The organism is Membranihabitans marinus (assembly GCF_021729155.1).
Taxonomy (GTDB): Bacteria; Bacteroidota; Bacteroidia; order Chitinophagales; family Saprospiraceae; genus Membranihabitans; species Membranihabitans marinus.
This window is the reverse complement of the sequence record NZ_JAJQYA010000039.1, coordinates 21,280-39,473: the sequence shown is the minus strand read 5'-3', so window position 1 is coordinate 39,473 and position 18,194 is coordinate 21,280. Positions and strand designations below refer to the sequence as shown.

The 18,194-nt window shown below is 37.4% G+C and carries 16 protein-coding genes; 5 read left to right on the top strand and 11 right to left on the bottom strand.

Annotated features, from left to right (window positions below):
- Window positions 1-529: 529 nt before the first annotated feature.
- Genes LVD51_RS17585 through tyrS form a run of 4 tightly spaced genes read right to left on the bottom strand, consistent with a single transcriptional unit; the run spans window position 530 to window position 5,274 of the window.
- Complete coding sequence (locus LVD51_RS17585) at window positions 530-1,627, bottom strand: Gfo/Idh/MocA family protein (RefSeq protein WP_236972679.1); 1,098 nt, start codon at window positions 1,625-1,627, stop codon at window positions 530-532.
- A gap of 55 nt (window positions 1,628-1,682) precedes the next feature.
- On the bottom strand, window positions 1,683-2,879 hold the full coding sequence (locus LVD51_RS17580) for a lactonase family protein (RefSeq protein WP_236972678.1): 1,197 nt from the start codon (window positions 2,877-2,879) through the stop codon (window positions 1,683-1,685).
- A 3-nt stretch (window positions 2,880-2,882) separates the two neighbouring features.
- Complete coding sequence (locus tag LVD51_RS17575; protein ID WP_236972677.1) at window positions 2,883-4,001, bottom strand: TRAP transporter substrate-binding protein; 1,119 nt, start codon at window positions 3,999-4,001, stop codon at window positions 2,883-2,885.
- 4 nt (window positions 4,002-4,005) lie between these two features.
- Window positions 4,006-5,274: a tyrosine--tRNA ligase gene (gene tyrS / locus LVD51_RS17570; protein WP_236972676.1), complete on the bottom strand. Its 1,269-nt coding sequence runs from the start codon at window positions 5,272-5,274 to the stop codon at window positions 4,006-4,008.
- A gap of 83 nt (window positions 5,275-5,357) precedes the next feature.
- Here tyrS and LVD51_RS17565 point away from each other — a divergent pair, with 83 nt between their 5' ends.
- Window positions 5,358-6,599 carry an ABC transporter permease gene (locus LVD51_RS17565; protein ID WP_236972675.1) on the top strand — a complete coding sequence of 414 codons (1,242 nt, stop codon included), beginning with the start codon at window positions 5,358-5,360 and terminating at the stop codon, window positions 6,597-6,599.
- Window positions 6,600-6,811: 212 nt separating this feature from the next.
- The gene (locus LVD51_RS17560) at window positions 6,812-7,762 is read left to right on the top strand and encodes a magnesium transporter CorA family protein (RefSeq protein WP_236972674.1); all 951 of its coding nucleotides are present in this window, start codon (window positions 6,812-6,814) and stop codon (window positions 7,760-7,762) included.
- A 4-nt stretch (window positions 7,763-7,766) separates the two neighbouring features.
- On the opposite strand, the gene LVD51_RS17555 is transcribed toward LVD51_RS17560, so the two are convergent.
- Window positions 7,767-9,077, bottom strand: a complete 1,311-nt coding sequence (locus LVD51_RS17555) for a dicarboxylate/amino acid:cation symporter (protein WP_236972673.1) — start codon at window positions 9,075-9,077, stop codon at window positions 7,767-7,769.
- Window positions 9,078-10,470: 1,393 nt separating this feature from the next.
- Here LVD51_RS17555 and LVD51_RS17550 point away from each other — a divergent pair.
- Window positions 10,471-10,716: a hypothetical protein gene (locus LVD51_RS17550; protein ID WP_236972672.1), complete on the top strand. Its 246-nt coding sequence runs from the start codon at window positions 10,471-10,473 to the stop codon at window positions 10,714-10,716.
- A gap of 501 nt (window positions 10,717-11,217) precedes the next feature.
- Here LVD51_RS17550 and ytxJ read toward each other — a convergent pair.
- Entirely contained in the window at window positions 11,218-11,565 is a 348-nt protein-coding gene (gene ytxJ / locus LVD51_RS17545) for a bacillithiol system redox-active protein YtxJ (RefSeq protein ID WP_236972671.1), read from the bottom strand.
- 386 nt (window positions 11,566-11,951) lie between these two features.
- A complete protein-coding gene (locus LVD51_RS17540; RefSeq protein ID WP_236972670.1) occupies window positions 11,952-12,347 on the bottom strand; it encodes a nuclear transport factor 2-like protein in 396 nt (131 codons plus the stop codon).
- A gap of 1,033 nt (window positions 12,348-13,380) precedes the next feature.
- Here LVD51_RS17540 and rlmF point away from each other — a divergent pair.
- Together rlmF and LVD51_RS17530 are read left to right on the top strand one after the other, a co-directional pair.
- Window positions 13,381-14,340: a 23S rRNA (adenine(1618)-N(6))-methyltransferase RlmF gene (gene rlmF, locus LVD51_RS17535; RefSeq protein WP_236972669.1), complete on the top strand. Its 960-nt coding sequence runs from the start codon at window positions 13,381-13,383 to the stop codon at window positions 14,338-14,340.
- 728 nt (window positions 14,341-15,068) lie between these two features.
- On the top strand, window positions 15,069-15,833 hold the full coding sequence (locus tag LVD51_RS17530; RefSeq protein WP_236972668.1) for an SDR family NAD(P)-dependent oxidoreductase: 765 nt from the start codon (window positions 15,069-15,071) through the stop codon (window positions 15,831-15,833).
- Window positions 15,834-15,884: 51 nt separating this feature from the next.
- Here the strand turns inward: LVD51_RS17530 and LVD51_RS17525 are convergent, their stop codons facing one another.
- Genes LVD51_RS17525 through LVD51_RS17510 form a run of 4 tightly spaced genes read right to left on the bottom strand, consistent with a single transcriptional unit; the run spans window position 15,885 to window position 18,192 of the window.
- Window positions 15,885-16,658 carry an enoyl-CoA hydratase/isomerase family protein gene (locus LVD51_RS17525; protein ID WP_236972667.1) on the bottom strand — a complete coding sequence of 258 codons (774 nt, stop codon included), beginning with the start codon at window positions 16,656-16,658 and terminating at the stop codon, window positions 15,885-15,887.
- Between the two features lie 59 nt (window positions 16,659-16,717).
- Window positions 16,718-17,194, bottom strand: coding sequence for a DUF4252 domain-containing protein (locus LVD51_RS17520; RefSeq protein ID WP_236972666.1), 477 nt, complete (start codon window positions 17,192-17,194; stop codon window positions 16,718-16,720).
- Window positions 17,195-17,212: 18 nt separating this feature from the next.
- A complete protein-coding gene (locus tag LVD51_RS17515; RefSeq protein ID WP_236972665.1) occupies window positions 17,213-17,692 on the bottom strand; it encodes a hypothetical protein in 480 nt (159 codons plus the stop codon).
- On the bottom strand, window positions 17,692-18,192 hold the full coding sequence (locus tag LVD51_RS17510) for an RNA polymerase sigma factor (RefSeq protein ID WP_236972664.1): 501 nt from the start codon (window positions 18,190-18,192) through the stop codon (window positions 17,692-17,694). Before LVD51_RS17510 ends, LVD51_RS17515 begins: the two co-directional genes overlap by 1 nt.
- Window positions 18,193-18,194 lie beyond the last annotated feature (2 nt).

The following is an 18,194-nucleotide window of genomic DNA, read 5'->3' as shown; positions in this document are numbered from 1 at the left end:
AAAATTTTAGTTGTGGGTGTTTAATGAGTTGATTATCAGCGTTATGATATATATTTGATATATAAATTTCGTATATGGGTTATTTGAAAAACTGGTGTTTGTGGTATTAATCGAATATCCTAAATCAGAATCTTGATAGGTTTATTCTGTCCATTTTAAAATCTATACCACCCCGTCAGTTTTCAACTGACACCCCTCCAATGGAGGGGAATTTTGCTGCCGAATTAAAGTGCAATGACGCCATATCGTAGAGACGCAATGCCTTGCGTCTCCCGAAACAACCTAATTAAGTCGCAAGGCATTGCGTCTCTACGTTATGGAGTGATAGCAATTTACATCGGAAGTCAATTTAATTTACTAATATTTATCCACCCCCGCCTTTCAGGCACCCCCGCCAGCGGGGGATATTATTAGTACGACCGAATACATTATATGACCTAATGAAGTACGAAGTACCCAATCCATTAAATATCAATTGGGTTGCACTTCGTGCAACTGCATTCGGTCATGTTCAGTCATCATTCGGGAATTAAAACAATATGGTTTTTCCTGTTTCCGCTGCTTCATAAATGGCTTCTATATAAATCATGTCTTGTTTGCCATGTTCTCCAGAGGCAACAACCTCTGTATCCATTAGTATATTCTGGGCATAGGCATCCATTTGCAGGGCTTGTTGTCGTACGGTAGAAGTATCCTCCATCACTTGATCTTTGATCTTGCCTACAAGGCCTCTGTAGGAGAAAGCCGGCTCTATACCGTAATTGCCCTTTTCTGCCGATATCCAGATATAATTTCTTCTCGCTACATAGCTGGTCCCGCAATTGGCGACTATGCCGTCATCAAATGTCATTTGCCAAAATATGGATTCCTCCATTCCCGGCAATTTGTCCATGACGGTCTTGTACTTTTGGGCAGTAATAGATAAAGGTTCCAACCCTGTGGCATACCGGCAAGCGTCTAAACAATATATTCCTATATCCATTAATGGACCTCCTCCCGAAAGAGCTGGGTCGGTAAATCTCCAATTGCTGTTGTTGATTCCGTAAAATGAAAAATTGGTATCTATGGATTGAATTTTGCCAAAAGGTTTGGTTTTAGCCAGTTCCATTAACTTTAAATGTCTGGGCTCATATCGCAGACGATAACCAATCTGTAATTTTCGCTTTGCTTTTTTACAAGCATCCATCATTATTTGACAATTTGCCGATGATATGTCCATCGGCTTTTCACATATCACATGTTTACCAGCTGCAGCTGCCCTTAGAACAAAAGGCATATGCAGGGCATTGGGAGTGACTACATAGACAATATCTATGTCCGAGTTGTCGGCTATTGAATCGAAATTGTCGTAATTGTATACGTTTTTATCTGGTATATTATACTTTTCCTGCCATTCGGGAATTTTTTCTGGACTACCTGTGACAATTCCAGCTAAGTAACAATACTTTGTCTCTAACAGCGCTGGAGCCACCTGTCCTCCTCCATACCCCCCTAAACCCAAAATAGCTATACCCAATCGCTTTTCCTTTTTCCGATGTTGGTTGGCAAACAAATTAGGCATAGTTATTCCGAGGGACAGTGAAGTGGCCGCTGTCGTTTTTAAAAACTTCCTTCTATTCTGTGTCATCGGGTAATCGATTTTTATTCTCTATAAATATCCTATCACCCTAAAAGTAAAACATTTATTTGGAAAATAATACGCAGACTGGTTCATTTATATCTTGATAGCTGGAATCTACCAAACTCAATTGTCCTGTGGTTAAATCTCTTTTTAAGGTAGTGATATTTCCAGTTTTCCGATTGGCTACATATACGAATTCACCATTCGGACTGATGGCAAAATTTCTTGGCCAATTGCCCTCTACCGAATAATGTCCTATGACCTCCAATTCTCCAGTATTCTGGTTGATTTTATAGCCGACTAAGGAATTGTGTCCTCTATTGCTACCATATAAAAACTCGCCACTAGGATCGATATGAATATCCGCACAATAACTTACATCTTCGTAACCCTCAGGCAAGGTGGAATACAGGGCAATTTTCTTTAAAAATCCAGTTTCTGCATCGTATTCAAAGCTTTGCAAAGTGCTGTTGAGTTCATTGATTACATAGGCAAATTTGCCATTGGGGTGAAAGGTCATGTGTCTAGGTCCCGATCCCGGAGGAAGGGTGATGTCTTCGATATCAGCTTTTACAACTTTGTTTTCATCGGATAATATTCTAAAGGCATGGATTCTATCCGTTCCCAAATCTGGGATGTAGGCAAATTTATTGTCAGGGGATATCGTGGTTTGATGTGGGTGTGAAGATTTTTGATTTTTATGCGGACCAGAACCTTCAAATTCAAACTTGTGTATTGGGGCAGATAAACCACCATTTGCTTCTATGTTATAGACTGCCGATACTCCGCTGCTGTAATTGGCTACAAAGGCAAATTTATTATTTTTGTCCAAAGCGACATGACAGGCTGAGTTGCCCAAAGAAGATTGGGTATTGATATATCGAAGGGTATTGTCTTCTAATACTTCAAAGGCGTGAATTACACCTTTAATCGTTTCGGCTGTGTCGTTGTCCCCAGAAGCATAGAGATATTTTTCATCCGCAGATAAAGCCAAAAAATTGGGATTATCTACGGCGTAAGACAAGGTATCTAGAGTGATAGATCCATCTTCCGGTGAAGTATAGATGGAATATATTCCCTTAGATTTTTCCAATCCATTGGTGGCAAATGCAGTGTAAGTGCCTACAAAGGCGTGAAATTTTTTATTGTTCATGTTTTCGCTATTATTAGATTGATTTTGATTTTCATTAGAAGAACATCCATAAAACAGGTTAACTATGAAAATAATGGCTGTGTATTGAATTATTCGCTGTATCATATTCTAGCTATTTATTTTATTGTAGTACAATTTTTCCGATATAGAACTATAGGCTTTCATTTGCTTTTTAAAATCTAGGAAAGAATCGTAGACCTTTTTAATTTCACCATCTTCTGCAGCCATTTGATCGAGGATTTCGTCGGTTTTTTGCCGCAGTGAATCCAAAATATCGTCGTTAAACTGTCTTATTTCCAAATTGGATTCATTCATTAATTCATGGTAGGATTGGGCATTTCTATAGAGCATCTCCGTAGTCATCCAATCATTCAAATACCCATTGGCTACCTCCAATATGGTTTGAAGGTGTTTGGGTAATGATTGGTAGGCCTCCTTGTTGACGATCATTTCCAAAGTGCTGCCCGGTTCATGCCAACCAGGTGTGTAATAGTATTTGGCGATACGGTGAAATCCCATTAATCGATCATGATATGGGCCTAGCCATTCTGTGGCATCCAAAACCCCTCTTTCCAAATTGGTATATATTTCACCTCCAGCTACCAAAACTGGGGTTGCACCTAAGTCTTTCAATATTTTTCCCGCCAAACCAGGAATACGCATTTTCAGTGATTTGAAATCATCTACACTGTTGATTTCTCGGTTAAACCATCCTCCCATTTGAAGAGCTGTATTCCCAGAAACGAAGGGAATAAGATTGAATCGATCGTATATATCTCGCCAGAGTTGCATTCCACCTCCGTGATTGATCCAAGTGGTTTGTTCCAATGCATTGAGTCCCATGGGAACAGTGGTGAAAAACTGTGCCGATTGTACCTTTCCCGTCCAATAGTATGAAGCTCCATGTCCCAGATGAGATGTTCCAGAGCTCACGGCATCGAAGACTTCCAATGGTGGAATCAATTCATTGCCCCCGTAAACTCTAATATCGAGCTGGCCATTGGACATCTCCCTTACCTTGTCGGCAAATCGATTACAAGCTGTACCGATGACGGGAAAATTTGGAGGCCAAGTGGTGACCATGTACCATTTGTATTTCTTCTCCGTGATAATATTGGGTTGATTGACAACCTGTTTTTTATCTGTATCACAAGCTAGGGCAAGACCACCTGTGGCGCCTGCAATAGTTAGTTGTTTTAGGAATTTTTTTCTTCCGATTTTACTCATAGTGTTATTGGACTTCTACGATAAACTTATTCTTTTTACCGTTTTCCAATAATACAAATTTTCCTTGGAGAACATGGGAAAGATCCAACTTAAATTCATTATCCGTTACTTTTTCTTTGTTGACGGCTAAGGCCTTTCCTTTAATGGCCCTTCTCGCTTCTCCATTGCTATTAAAAATTTTGTCTTCACCGACGATCAAGGAGATAAGATCAGTAGAGGTTAATTCTTCTTTGGCTATGGTAAATGATGGGATTTCACCAGATATAGCTTTTAATTCGGAAGGTGTCAATTGGTGGATAAAATCTTTATCGACTTTGTTGTTAAATAACAATTCCGAAACTTTTTGCACCCCTTTGAAGTTTTCTTCACCGTGAATTCTAATCGTCAATTCTTCAGCAAGAATGCGTTTGAGATTTCTTGGATCAGTTTCCGTTTTGAGGAGTTCATCCAATTCTGATATTGGTTTGAGAGAAAAGATTTTAATGTATTTTTCGATATCTCTATCGTCGGCATTTAACCAAAATTGATAAAACTTGTACGGTGAAGTCAATTCTGGATCTAACCAAATATTCCCCTCTGTAGATTTTCCAAATTTGGACCCATCTGCTTTGGTCAATAGGGGAGATGTTAGTGCGTAAGCCTTTTCTCCCAAATTGCGACGAATAAATTCCGTGCCCGATGTGATATTGCCCCATTGGTCAGACCCTCCCATTTGCAGTCGAATGCCATAGTTTTGATACAACAATTGAAAATCATAGGCTTGAAGCATTTGATAACTAAATTCGGTAAAAGAGAGACCGGTCTCAATTCTCTTTTTTACACTTTCTTTGGCCATCATATAGTTCACCGTTAATGTTTTTCCAGCATCTCTTAGAAAATCTAAGACATTCATATTGCTGTAGAAATCATAATTGTTGACCATTATCGCTTTATTGTCTCCGCTTTCAAAGTTGAGAATGCGGTAAAATTGTTCTTTTTGATGTTGTAAGTTGCGCTCGATTTCCTCTGTAGTCTTCAAACTGCGCTCCTCGTCCTTGAATGAGGGGTCTCCAATCCTTCCGGTGGCTCCTCCCATTAAAACCACTGGAATATGTCCAGCTTGTTGAAAATGGGTAAGCGACATTATTTGCACATAGTTGCCTATGGTTAATGAAGGGGCAGTAGGATCGAATCCAATATAAGCCTTGGTTTTGTTTTGGGCTAAATACTCATCGAGACCTGGTGTCACATCTTGAATCATTCCTCGCCATTTCATTATTTCTAAAAAGGTCATTTTTATTTATTTTTACTATTTGAAAACAATATCACATTTAATTGCCAAAAATCTAAAGAATTTACCAAATTGCAAAACATTCTATGAAACACATTTGGTATATAGCAAAAAAGATAGGCGTTGGGCAAGGCGCGCGATTTACAAGATTTATGCTCTTGTTGGGTATATTGAGTGTAGCCCTCAGTGTAACAGTGATGATACTTACCAGTGCAATCACCAATGGATTCCAAAATCAGATCAGTAATAAAATATATAATTTTTGGGGTCATATTCATATTAGCGCCAATTATATGAATGATTTTTTTGATGCCGAAGCCATTCATCTTTCGGACCAAACCATTGACGAGATCAAAGGAGTTGACCTGCGTTCACAAGGCAGTATAGGTGCGGTGAAATCAGTGACAGGGATTATACAGTATCCTGTGATATTGCAAAATAATACCGAGTTGGAAGGGAGTATCCTTAGAGGGATTGACGATGACTATCCCTACGACGTTCTTAGAAAATTTGTGGTTGAGGGCAGTCTAGATAGTTTTATGGTTCAGCCTCGATCTGTATTGTTGTCTGAGGAAATCAATCGAAAACTGAATACTAAAATCGGTCAATATTTAATTCTAAATTTTGTACGAGACGGTAAAGAAATTCCTCGTCGGTTTAAGGTGGCTGGTATTTATAATACAGGGTTATTGGAATATGATGAAAAAATAATTTTCGTACAGCGGAAAGATGTAGCGGAAGTGCTGAATTTTGGCGATAAAGAATTTACCAGTTATGAAATAGTGCTGGACGACCCAAGAGATATTGCAGAATACGACAATTTTATTTATGAAAATATAATCCCTTCAGAACTATTTAATTATAGTATAGAAGAACTATTTAGCGATATTTTTAATTGGGTGCGTTTGCAGGAAACCAATGAAAAAATCATTATTGGCTTATTGTTGATTGTATGTATTATCAATATGGTCACCGTATTTTTTATCTTGGTAATGGAAAAGGTGCAATTGATAGGTTTGTTTAAAGCCATTGGAGCAACCGATGCAAAAATTCGACGTATTTTCATTTATTTGGCGCTGAGAATACTTTTAATTGGATTGGGAATTGGCAACTTTGTGGCCTTGGGATTGGGGTTTGCTCAACAGCAATGGAAATGGTTTAAACTAAAAGAAGCCGATTATTATATAGACGCCGTTCCAATAGAATTTAACCTAGAATTCATATTGTTTATCAACGTGCTGACATTGTTGATGTGTTTTCTTTTTATGTTTTTACCAGCCATGATATTGTCCAAAATAAATCCTTCCAAAACCTTGCGTTTTACCTAAGTCCATAAATAGAGATAGGGGAATTTAGGCGATAATAAATTGCCTTTTCAAATTCAATGCTCCGCTTCGCATTATTAAATTTTTCGATAAAGGTCAAATGTGAATTAAATATAAATTTACATCGTCGTTAGAAATTAAAATTTTTTTTGTGAGCGAGATGTTTTATACTTGTACTTGAATAAAATTTACTCAAATAATGGAATCGACAAGCAATGATCCAATACCTTATCAAAGAAAGCGGAAAAGTCATAGAGCTGGATTCTATACAGCCTGGTTGCTGGATTAATATCAAGCCTCCCTTTGCTCCCAATGAGCTCAACGAACTGGCAGATTTTTTTGAAGTGCCTATCGATTTTTTTACCGATGCATTAGATATTGATGAACGTTCAAGATATGAGCGTGAAGAAGAAGCTCGTTTGATTTTGGTGAATTCAGCCATTATCAATGAAAAAGACCAAGAAAACGAAGCCGTATATTTTACTGCCCCTATTGGCATTATCTTGACCAATGATCATATTATTACCATATCCGGTCAAGACGATCCTATTTTGCAACGATTTATTGAAAGCCGAGTAAAGGATTGGGATCCCAGTAATGGGGCTCTTTTTGTATTGCGATTATTCGAGCAAATTGTGATTCGTTTTTTGGCTTGTTTGAAGAAATTGAATTTAAAGCGACACCTTGTAGAGTCGGAATTGTACAACAGTAGTCAAAGTTCGGATTTGAAGCAATTGCTTCGGATTGAAAAGAGTTTGGTATATTTTATAAATTCTTTAAGCTCCAACGAATTGTTAAAGATGAAAATGAAGAGGACGGACTTCTTGCGTATTGGCGATGACGAAGAATTGACTGACTTATTCGAAGATGTTATTATCGACAATTCTCAGGCCCTTGAGATGGCCAATATACACACCAATATCTTAAATGGTACCATGGAGGCATATGCTTCTATCATTTCAAATAACCTGAATTTATTTGTAAATCGATTGACTATAATTACCGTTGTGTTATTGTTGCCCACACTTATAGCCAGTTTTTACGGTATGAATGTCGAAGGTCTTCCCTTGAGCAATCATCCATTTGCCTTCTATATTATTGTGGGCATGTCTATAGGATTGTCTCTTATCCTATTGTTGTTCTTTAGGCGTAAAAATTTGTTTTAGAAAACTATTCTGAAGGGGGAACATAGTGATCTTTCAAACCTTTTGGATGTGGTATGCCTAATTTATTCAGTGATTTGGCGACAATCATAGACACACTGGCGTCTCCTGTAACATTGACTACGGTTCTAGCCATGTCTAGGGGACGATCTACCGCAAATATCAATGCAAGACCGGCCTCCGGTATGCCTACAGAACCCAGGACGATAACCAACATGACCATACCGGCACCTGGAACTGCGGCCGAACCTATAGAAGCCAAAGTGGCAGTGACTACAATCATTATTTGATCTGTAAAAGTCAAATCGATATTCAGTGCTTGGGCAATAAATACAGCAGCTACGGCTTGGTATAGACTGGTGCCATCCATATTGATGGTCGCACCAATGGGCAGTACAAAACTACTGACTTCTTCATCCACTCCCATATGCTCTGTGACACGCTCCATGGTGACAGGTAAGGTAGCTGCACTAGAACTCGTAGAAAAGGCGAGGAGTTGGGCTGGAGATATGCCATTGAAAAAAGAACGATAACTAAAGCCAGTGTAGGCTTTGGCAACCAAAGGATAAAATACAAATATCATAATGGCCAAGCCCAAAATTACACAGAATCCATACCATAACAATGCTTGAAAAAGATCTAAACTCGGTGCTTCGACAACTAATGAAGCCATTAAGGCCAATACCCCATAGGGGGCTGCCAACATGATGATGTCAATGAGTTTGAGGATGACTTCATTGACACCTTTGACAAATGCCTTGACCGGTGCTGCGTCTTTGGGATCGATTAGAATTAATGCAATGCCAAAAAATATAATGAAAAATATTACCTGTAACATACTGCCATTTTCAGTCATGGCTCTGAAAATATTGTCGGGGACAATGTCAACTAAAGGTTGAAGAGGACCTTGGTCTTTTTGACTCATGGCCATTTCGATTTTACCACTGGCATCAGAGGCGTAATTTTCAAGAAGATTATTTCTGGTCTCTTCTTTAATTTTATATCCCGGTCCAAAAGTATTTACGGTTATTAAACCTACGGTAACAGCTATTATTGTGGTACATATATAAATAAGGATGGTCCTTGTCCCCATTTTGGATAACTTAGAAATATCTTGTAAGTCACCTATACCATTGAGTAGGGATACAATAATTAATGGTACTGCGATGAGTTTTAATAAGTTGATAAATATAGCACCAAAAGGCTTTATCCAATCCGCTATAAAATCTCCACCATTAATTTGTACTGCCACAAATCCAATTAGAATCCCTACAAACATTCCAATCAAAATTTGCCAGTGTAATGCTATTTTTTTCATTATTTCTTTTTTTCAATGTGAAAGATATGAAAAGTATTGTAAGGTTGAGAATTGAAATTTATTTTATGAATGACATAACTGATTGATGCCAATATCATTGGTCATTTATCGAATTTAAATTGAAGCCAATTCATGCCATATATTTTGTTTAATTAGTGGAAAGTAAGAAATTGATATTATACTGAAGTATTTAGTTTATTAATGTGTATAACATTATACAGTCGAATTATAGGTGGGCTTAAGGGGAGCAAGCGGAACCATAAGGATTCGTTGGTCTCTATTAAATCCAAGCGGAACCAAGAGGATTTATTGGACTCAAGTGGATCTATGTGGACTCTTTGGATTTTAGGGGGCTCGATAAACTCAAGTGGACGAAAGGAACTCATGCGGAAAGAAGAGAAATGAAGGTGATACAAGAGTAAATAAGGTGAAACAAGGACAACAAGATGATTCGTTGGATTTAAGTGGATCTATGTGGATTCTTTGGATTTTATGTGGATCGGTTAACTCAAGTGGACGCAAGGAATTCATGTGGAAAGAAGAGAAAACAAGGTGATACAAGGGTAAATAAGGTGAAACAAGGACAGACAAGATGATTCGTTGGATTTAAGTGGATCTATGTGGACTCATTGGATTCTAGGGGGCTCGATTAACTCAAGTGGACGCAAGTAACTCTTGTGGAAAGAAGAGAAATCAAAGTGATACAAGAGTAAACAAAAGGATTCATTGGACGTAAGTGTATCTATGTGGACTTATTGGATTCTATGGGGCTCGATTAGCTCAAGTGGACACAAGGAACTCATGTGGAAAGAAGAGAAAACAAGGTGATACAAGAGTAAATAAGATGATTCGTTGGATTTAAGTGGATCTATGTGGACTCTTTGGATTTTATGTGGATCGGTTAACTCAAGTGGACGCAAGGAACTCATGCGGAAACAAGAGAAAACAAGGCGATAGAAGGGGAAACAAGAGGATTTGTTGCACTTGTTGCATTTAGACTTATTGGATTCTAGGGGGCTCGATTAACTCAAGTGGACGCAAGTAACTCTTGTGGAAACTAGAGAAAACCAGGGGAAACAAGGGAGATTTACTGTTTTCATTGTAAGTTTAGAATATGTAGATTTTCGTAGATTCTATGAGGCATAACCTATTACTGTGGCTTACTACTATTTCTCTGCGGCTTTCTTATTTCTTGATTACTTAGGTTTGTATTTCTCTATTGTAGTATTATGTAAAAACTTTATAGAATAATCGAATGATTTGATTGTATTTATTGGGAAGGGATTGCTTTATCGATGGAGAGGGTAACTATTATCAATGTATCTTTTTTTGCTCACCGAATTATATTCAATCTTAGAGAATGTCCTATAATCCATAGCATAAGATCACTGCCGTGAATAAGGAAATTTCTGTTGGATATCATTGTATAAGATTAGGTGAGTTAAAATTAGGTGAGTTAAGCTTAGAGGAGTTAAAACTAAGTGAGGTGAATTTAGGTGAGTTGAAACTAGATGAGCTAAAACAAGATGAGTTAAAATTAGGTGAGTTAAGCTTAGAGGAGTTAAAACTAAGTGAGGTGAAATTAGGTGAGTTAAAATTAGGAGAATTAAAACTAGGTGAGTTAGACAAGATGAGTTAAAATTAGGTGAGTTGAAACTAGGTGAGTTGAAACTAGATAAGATTGGATTCTTTTCGTTGATCGCAGATTGACTGAAGGTTTAGTTTTTTCTAAATTCATACCGATAGAAAGAATAATATTTTCCATAGTTTAAATATCAATTCTAGGCAATCTATAATATTACTTGGTTTTATATCTGTGTATTTCGTACAATAGGACCTGTGTTATTAAAAATACGGGAAACAAAGTAACTGATAATTAGTCCTCGTGTGTAAGGGGAGATAGTATCGTATAGGTGTCTGTGCAATAGTTGTAGCTTACCTGCCGCTGTAGCCATAAAATAATTCTATGTTACTGGTCTGATAATTTCATATGGTTGTAGGAAAGGGGGAGGAGTTGTAAAATATTGTCACGTAAATATGACTATGACACTGTCGTTCTATGAAGAGCAAAAACCCAAGATAGTCAGTGAAAATTTCGTCCAAAGATATCTTGGGTATGTATATTTTTGTAAAACTTTGGTTATGATATTTTCTCTAGAACAACGGGTAGGGCGTCCATAGAAATATCTAAGTGAGAGGCATTATAGATAGATTGTCCTTTTGAAACAACAATAATTTGTGGAGATTCATGAATCACTTGAAAACGATCGGCGATTAAATTGCTAATGTTTCGATATTGAATAAGATCTAAGTAATTGAAATCTAGATCTTGAGAATCTGATTTTAACTGTTTGTAAACACGGTTTTTTACAAATGCACTAATACTACAACTCGTACTGTGTTTAAAAATAATTTGTGGCTTTTCTTTAGATCTTTCAATCAAAAGATCCAAATCTTCAGTGGACTGTAATTCTTTAATATTTTTCATATATGGCTAACCAACTATACTAAAATAAGTTTAAAATAAAGCTTAAAGAAAATTCACCAGGACAGCCATAACCTCTATTGCAACTTGTAAAAACGAATGCCATAAATACTACGGCTAAAAGGAGGTAAGTCTTGCTTTTTGATTTATATGTCATAATAGATTTTATTTTTCAAACGTAAAGATTACAAATAATATTAGATTACAATATATAAAATTAAGAAATTTTAGGTTTTTATAGGAAATTTACTGATATAAACCGTTATATATTAGCATTATATTTGAATGTCGAGGTCTGTGATACCTAAAAAACAGATATGGTGAAAATTTTTAATCTATTCAAAATTTTGATTCTGGTTTATATCGGTCTGACTTCTGTTTCTCTGTATCTAGACTGATTTGTTATCATTGCATTTTATACTATAGGAAGTGATTTTTTTTATTTTGATGGCTTTTGCTCCATGAAAATCATAAAAGTCAGAAAACCCATATTGTTCTCCATTGTCTAGGGTTATTATTCCATGCGCAGCACCTACTTTTCCATGGGATAAAACTTGGGTGATGGTTAATTCTGATACTTTTATGGATTTCATTTCCTCCATTGCTTTTACAAAATTGGTTTTGCCCACTATAATTTTATCGCCAATGATCTGCCATATTATATCATCTGTCACTCTGTCGGTTAAATAGGATATGTTTCCTTCTGCAAAGTCAATATTGAATTGTTTGATAAATTCCATCTTGGGTGAGTTTCCACAATTGGGAGTTGATATTATTTTGACCATAATCAATTGTATTTAAATTTACCTACCATCATAAGGAATCAAGTAGGACCTATGTGAATCACTTACAGTGTATTATACGAAATATATTAAAATTAACGGCAATCTTTCGAATTACGGGGTAATCACGCCGGAGCGAGGTGGTAAAATACCTAACAATTTACAGGGCAGTCACGCCGGAGCGCAGTAAAGATTGTCATGAAATTTTATTGATACTACGCCGGAGCCAGTGGTAAAATACCTAACAATTTTCAGGGCATTCACGCCGGAGCTAAAAATCTTTCGAATTACAGGGCAGTCATGCCGGAGTGCAGTGGCTAAAAATCTTTCAATTTACAGGGCAGTCACGCCGGAGCACAGTGGCTCCGGTTCCCTCATCAAATGCCTATTTAAGGCATTTGGCTCTTCGAGCTTCATTCGGTCATCCTCGCCATTGATCCATTAAGGATCAATGGTTGCTCTAAAGAGCAACTACGCTCAGTCATCCTCATCAAAGGTCGATTTACGACCTTTGGTTGCTCTTCGAGCAACTTCATTCGGTCATGTCTCTACGTCCTCAAATGCATTAAAATATCACGCGTATACGCAGTGAAAATTCGCTGCCGAATTGAAGTGTAATTACGCCAAATCAGCTTGATAAAAAAGTCCTGAAAGGACGAAATATGTCAGCATAGGGTGAAACCCTATGAATTAATTGTCATCTTGAAAAGAAGTCCTGAAAGGACGACATAAAAGATTAAGGGGAAATCCTCACGATTTACATTGCAGTCACGCCGAAGCCAGTGGCTAAAAATCTTTCGAATTACGGGGCAGTCACGCCTCGGCCGGGAGGCCTCGGTTCCCTCATCAAAGGTCGATTTACGACCTTTGGTTGCTCTTCGAGCAACTTCATTCGGTCATCCAACTATTATAAAAAAAAGAACTACATTTAGGGTTCAGAATTCAGCATTGGCCAACACCATTATCGTTGTCCTAATATATTAGGCCTTATCGAATCCGTGGTCAAGAATAATACACCGTCTATATACAAGATATCATGTCCCAAGAAATCAATAAACAAGTCAAAACCAGGCTGCACCCTCGCAATAAGAACCGAGAAAGATATGATCTACAGGCCCTCATTCAAGCCATCCCGGAATTAAAAAACCATGTAAAACCTTCCAAACAAGGATCTGATTCCATAGACTTTGCCAATCCCAGAGCGGTTAAATTGCTCAACCAAGCCCTACTTCACCATTATTATGGGATAGAAAAATGGGATTTTCCCGATGAGAATCTATGTCCCCCCATTCCCGGACGAGCCGATTACCTTCACCATATGGCCGATTTACTGGCTGAGAACAACGACGGAATTATTCCCACAGGTGATCGTGTTACTTGTCTCGATGTAGGTGTGGGCGCCAGTTGTATCTATCCCATCATCGGAGTCACAGAATACGATTGGCAATTCATAGGCTGTGATGTAAATTCGAAATCGCTGGAGTCAGCCCAACAAATTATCGACTCCAATCCTCAATTAGAGAATAAGATCAGCTGTAGATTGCAAAACAATCCCAAATCCATCTTTAGAGGCATCTTAGAAAGAGATGAAAAGATCGATCTGTCCATCTGCAATCCTCCCTTCCATTCGTCCAAGAAGGAGGCTCAAAAAGGAAGTAGAAGAAAAATAAAGAACCTTTCAGGGAAAAGAGAAAAAACGCCTACCCTCAATTTTTCAGGAATCAACAATGAACTGATTTATTTTGGAGGTGAATACCAATTTATCATCAATATGATCAAAGAAAGTGAGTTTATAGGCAAAAATTGTCTGTGGTTTACCACCCTGGTCTCCAAACAATCCAATGTAGAACGCATTTATAAACTCTTGGACAAAACCGACATCTTCCAACTCAAAACCATAGCCATGGGCACAGGGAACAAATCTAGCCGCATCGTGGCCTGGACCTTTTTGTCCTCCGAAGAGCGCCAAGCATGGGGGCAAAAGAGATGGCAGTAAGCAGGGGAAGCAATAATCTAGGACTAGTTTGAAAATTGATCAGACTGAAGTATATATATTGTCGGCCCGTCTGTAATGAAACTAAGCAGGAGCTATTGGTGTAAAAAAGAATATAAATGAAATTGGTATAACCCCTTTTATTAACATAGCCTTCATTATGGTATTTTTGAGTGGAAAGTATTGCCAGTTACAATAGTTATTTTTTCACCTAAAATATTGATTTAAGCGATATTCTATGCCGGTGATATTGAACACGAATGGTCTTCCATCAGTATCGGAACCATGGTTCGTTGACTATGGATGGCATTTTGCCATATTAGATAAATCGGTGATACCAGGACGGAATTTTTACAATGTATCCTAATACTATGAGGTCGCAATGGCTAAATCGATTAAAATAAAAACATAGTTATAGTGAAATACTAGGAGTAATCATAAGCATGACTGAATTTATTACTATTAAAATGGCTTATTTATCTCCCGTGAAAACCATGTTCTAATCCTATTATTTTTGATTTTATTGTAATTCAGAATACATTTCATATATCTGGTCTTTGCCTTTTACATTTATATTGGATACTCATGTTGTTTTACCTAAGTACGAATATTTGGGACACTCATGATGAATTTATTATTCCCAATGGAGTTGTATCTTTTCAATTGTCCAATTTTAACTAAAGATCCATTGTTTTATTTCCTATCTTAGATCAATACGAAAATCATGGAATATGGAGATTAAAAATAAAGTTTTTGCCATTACTGGAGCAGGATCTGGATTGGGTATGGCAACGGTGGAACATATATTGAGTAGGGGAGGAATGGTTATGGCAATAGACCATTCTAAGGAAGGCCTCGATTTATTGGATCACTCCCCTAGAGTATTGTCAAAACACCTCTGTGATGTATCTCAAAATGATTTATTGACTACAACTTTAAGGCAGGGACAGAAACATTGGGGCCATATTCACGGAGGTATTCACTGTGCGGGAATAGCACCAGCGGCCAAGATTTATAGCAAGACTAAAGGTTCTCATTCCGGTTCTCTGTTTGAAAAGGTGATATCGATCAATCTCCTAGGTAGTTTTTACTTTGTAAATGCTATCACCCCTATTCTTTTAGAGAACGAGCCTGAATACCCAGATGGAGAACGGGGTTGTATTATTTTGACATCTAGTGTTGCCAGTTATGAAGGACAGATAGGTCAGGTGGCTTATGCGGCCTCTAAGGGGGGAGTCAATGCAATGATTCTTCCTGCAGCCAGAGAATTGGCTAGCCACGGAATCAGGATAAATGCCATTGCTCCTGGGATTTTTAAGACGGCCATGGTGGATAGTTTTCCCGACAAGGTTCAAGCCGACTTAGCCGCACAAATTCCCTTTCCACATAGATTAGGTAAGCCGTCAGAATACGGTCAATTGGTTATATCGATATTGACCAATGTCATGATCAATGGAAGTGTTATCCGTCTCGACGGTGCCGTCCGAATGACATAGCATAACCTAGATTATTGTTGTCGGTGCTAATCCACAACCATATATCCAGTTTTAAAATCCTTTAAAGGACGGCTTTCTTTTTTCAATAAAAGCCTGAATACCTTCTTTGGCATCTTGGGTATTGAAAAGTTCTCCAAAGGCTTCTCTTTCATACTGATATCCGTTTTTACTACCTGCTATAGCCGTAGCCTTCAGGATTTTGGACATGGTATTGGGAGAATATTTTGTGATGGAATGAATAAGTTCAATAGATTTCAATAATTCATTTCCCAATATAGTTACATGGGAGATCAGACCCATTTCTTTAGCTTTTCGGGCTTCAATCATTTCACCCGAGGCAATAAATTCAATGGCCTTGGCTCTGCCGATGATTTTGGTTAGCCTCTGCGTGCCTCCATAGCCCGGAATGATTCCCAGTTTTACCTCTGGCAGTCCCATTTGAACCGTGCTGCCAGCTACTCTGATGTGACAAGCAAGGGCGAGCTCCAATCCGCCACCTAGGGCAAATCCATTGATCGCTGCTACTACGGGGAAGGGGAGGTCTTCAATGGATTGGAAAATTTTTTGTCCTCTCTCAGCCATCGATTCAGCGCCTTTGACATCCAATTCAGTAAACTCTTTGATATCTGCTCCAGCGACAAAGGCTTTATTGCCGTCGCCAGTAATCACCAAACCTTTTATCTGTTTATCCAATGCAATACTGTTGACGAATTGTTCTAATTCGTTCATGGTTACATTATTTAACGCATTCAATTGTTGAGGTCGAGATATGGTTAAAACAACGATTTGATCCTGTGTAGTAACTTTTAAATTTTGAAATTCCATAGATTTGCTTTCCTGAATTCTAATGTATATCTAAGATAGAAAATTAAAATTAAATATTTTTAACGATTAAAGGTAGAGCTTAATTTCGAAAGTTGGCTCAATGAAATTTTACCCATAATTTGCATTAATACAAAGTTGTTTTTCTCTAAGGTCAACATAATAACTTCGGAAAGATGCTGATTGCCATCGTTTTTTCCATAGATCAGCACTTCGCTATCCTCTTCTTTAATGGACATTAATTCTTCCATAGGATTGTTATTAAGCATTTGTAGTGCTTCTTTATAATATTTATTGCCATCATTTTTACTCAGAATTTTTAACCCTGTAATGCTATTTAGCAATTCTTTGACGTCGGCATCCATACTTTCTATATCCATTCCCGAAATGATGGAAAACATGCTGGGACTGATGTTGACGATGGTGAAACTGGAGTCTGCTTTATATTTTTCAAAAAAATCGTTGACGGATTTATTTTGGGCTTGAAGAAATACCACACTTAAAAGAAGAATAAAAACAGCAATTACCTTGTTTTTCATTATTTTAGGATTAAAATTTTATTTAAAAATGTTTATATATTTATTGATGACTTCCAAATCTTTTACATTTTCCTTGGTTATCGCACTGCCTTTGTTGAGTTGATAGGCAATTAACTCCAATGCCTCTGCTGCATTTTCAGCGGCTACAGTTGGATCCTCAAAGGTATCATTAGTATATGGTTGTAGATTTCTATTATTAAAAAGTGTAAAATAACCAATTAATAATAGTATCGATGCGGCAATACCTATCCATTGTATATTTATTATTCTTTTATTTTTTTGAATAACAGGTCTTTCTTGACTTGGATTTACAAAATTAGGTATAGATGTATTTATTTTTTGAACATCAAAATATCCAAACATATCCTTTAAATACCGGTATTCTTCAGGGAGGTCATTTTGTTGACTTATCCATGATCTCAATAACTCTTCTTCTTGAATGGAAGATTCCGCGTTGAGATATTTTTCGATGATTTGTTCTATTTCTTTAGTTGTCATTACAAAATATTTTGTAGTGTTTTACGCAATTCCAATCGACCTCTGTGCAGATTGACTTTTACCTGGGCCAAGGTCAGATTGGTTATGTCGGCTATTTCATTATAGGTATAGCCTTCCATATCTCTGAGTTGGATGACCATTCGCTGGACATCGTTTAATTGATAAATGGCTTTTTGGACAATGGCATTGACATCTTTCGATATCAATTCACCCATTGGACTGTCTCCATCTGCTGCAGTATCAAAACCATCCAACATGGGTTTTAGTTGATTGTGCTTACTTTTTAATTTGTCCAAGGACAAATTTCTTGTGATGGTATATGTCATTGCTTTAATATTCTTCCAATTAACCCAATCTTCACGCTTGTCCCACACCTTTATCAATACCTCTTGTACTACATCTTCGGCTATGTCGTTCTTTCTAACGATGCCCAATGAAAATCGATATAATTTGTCACGAAGAGGAAAAACTTCTTCATTAAAAATTTGGTTGTAATTCATTT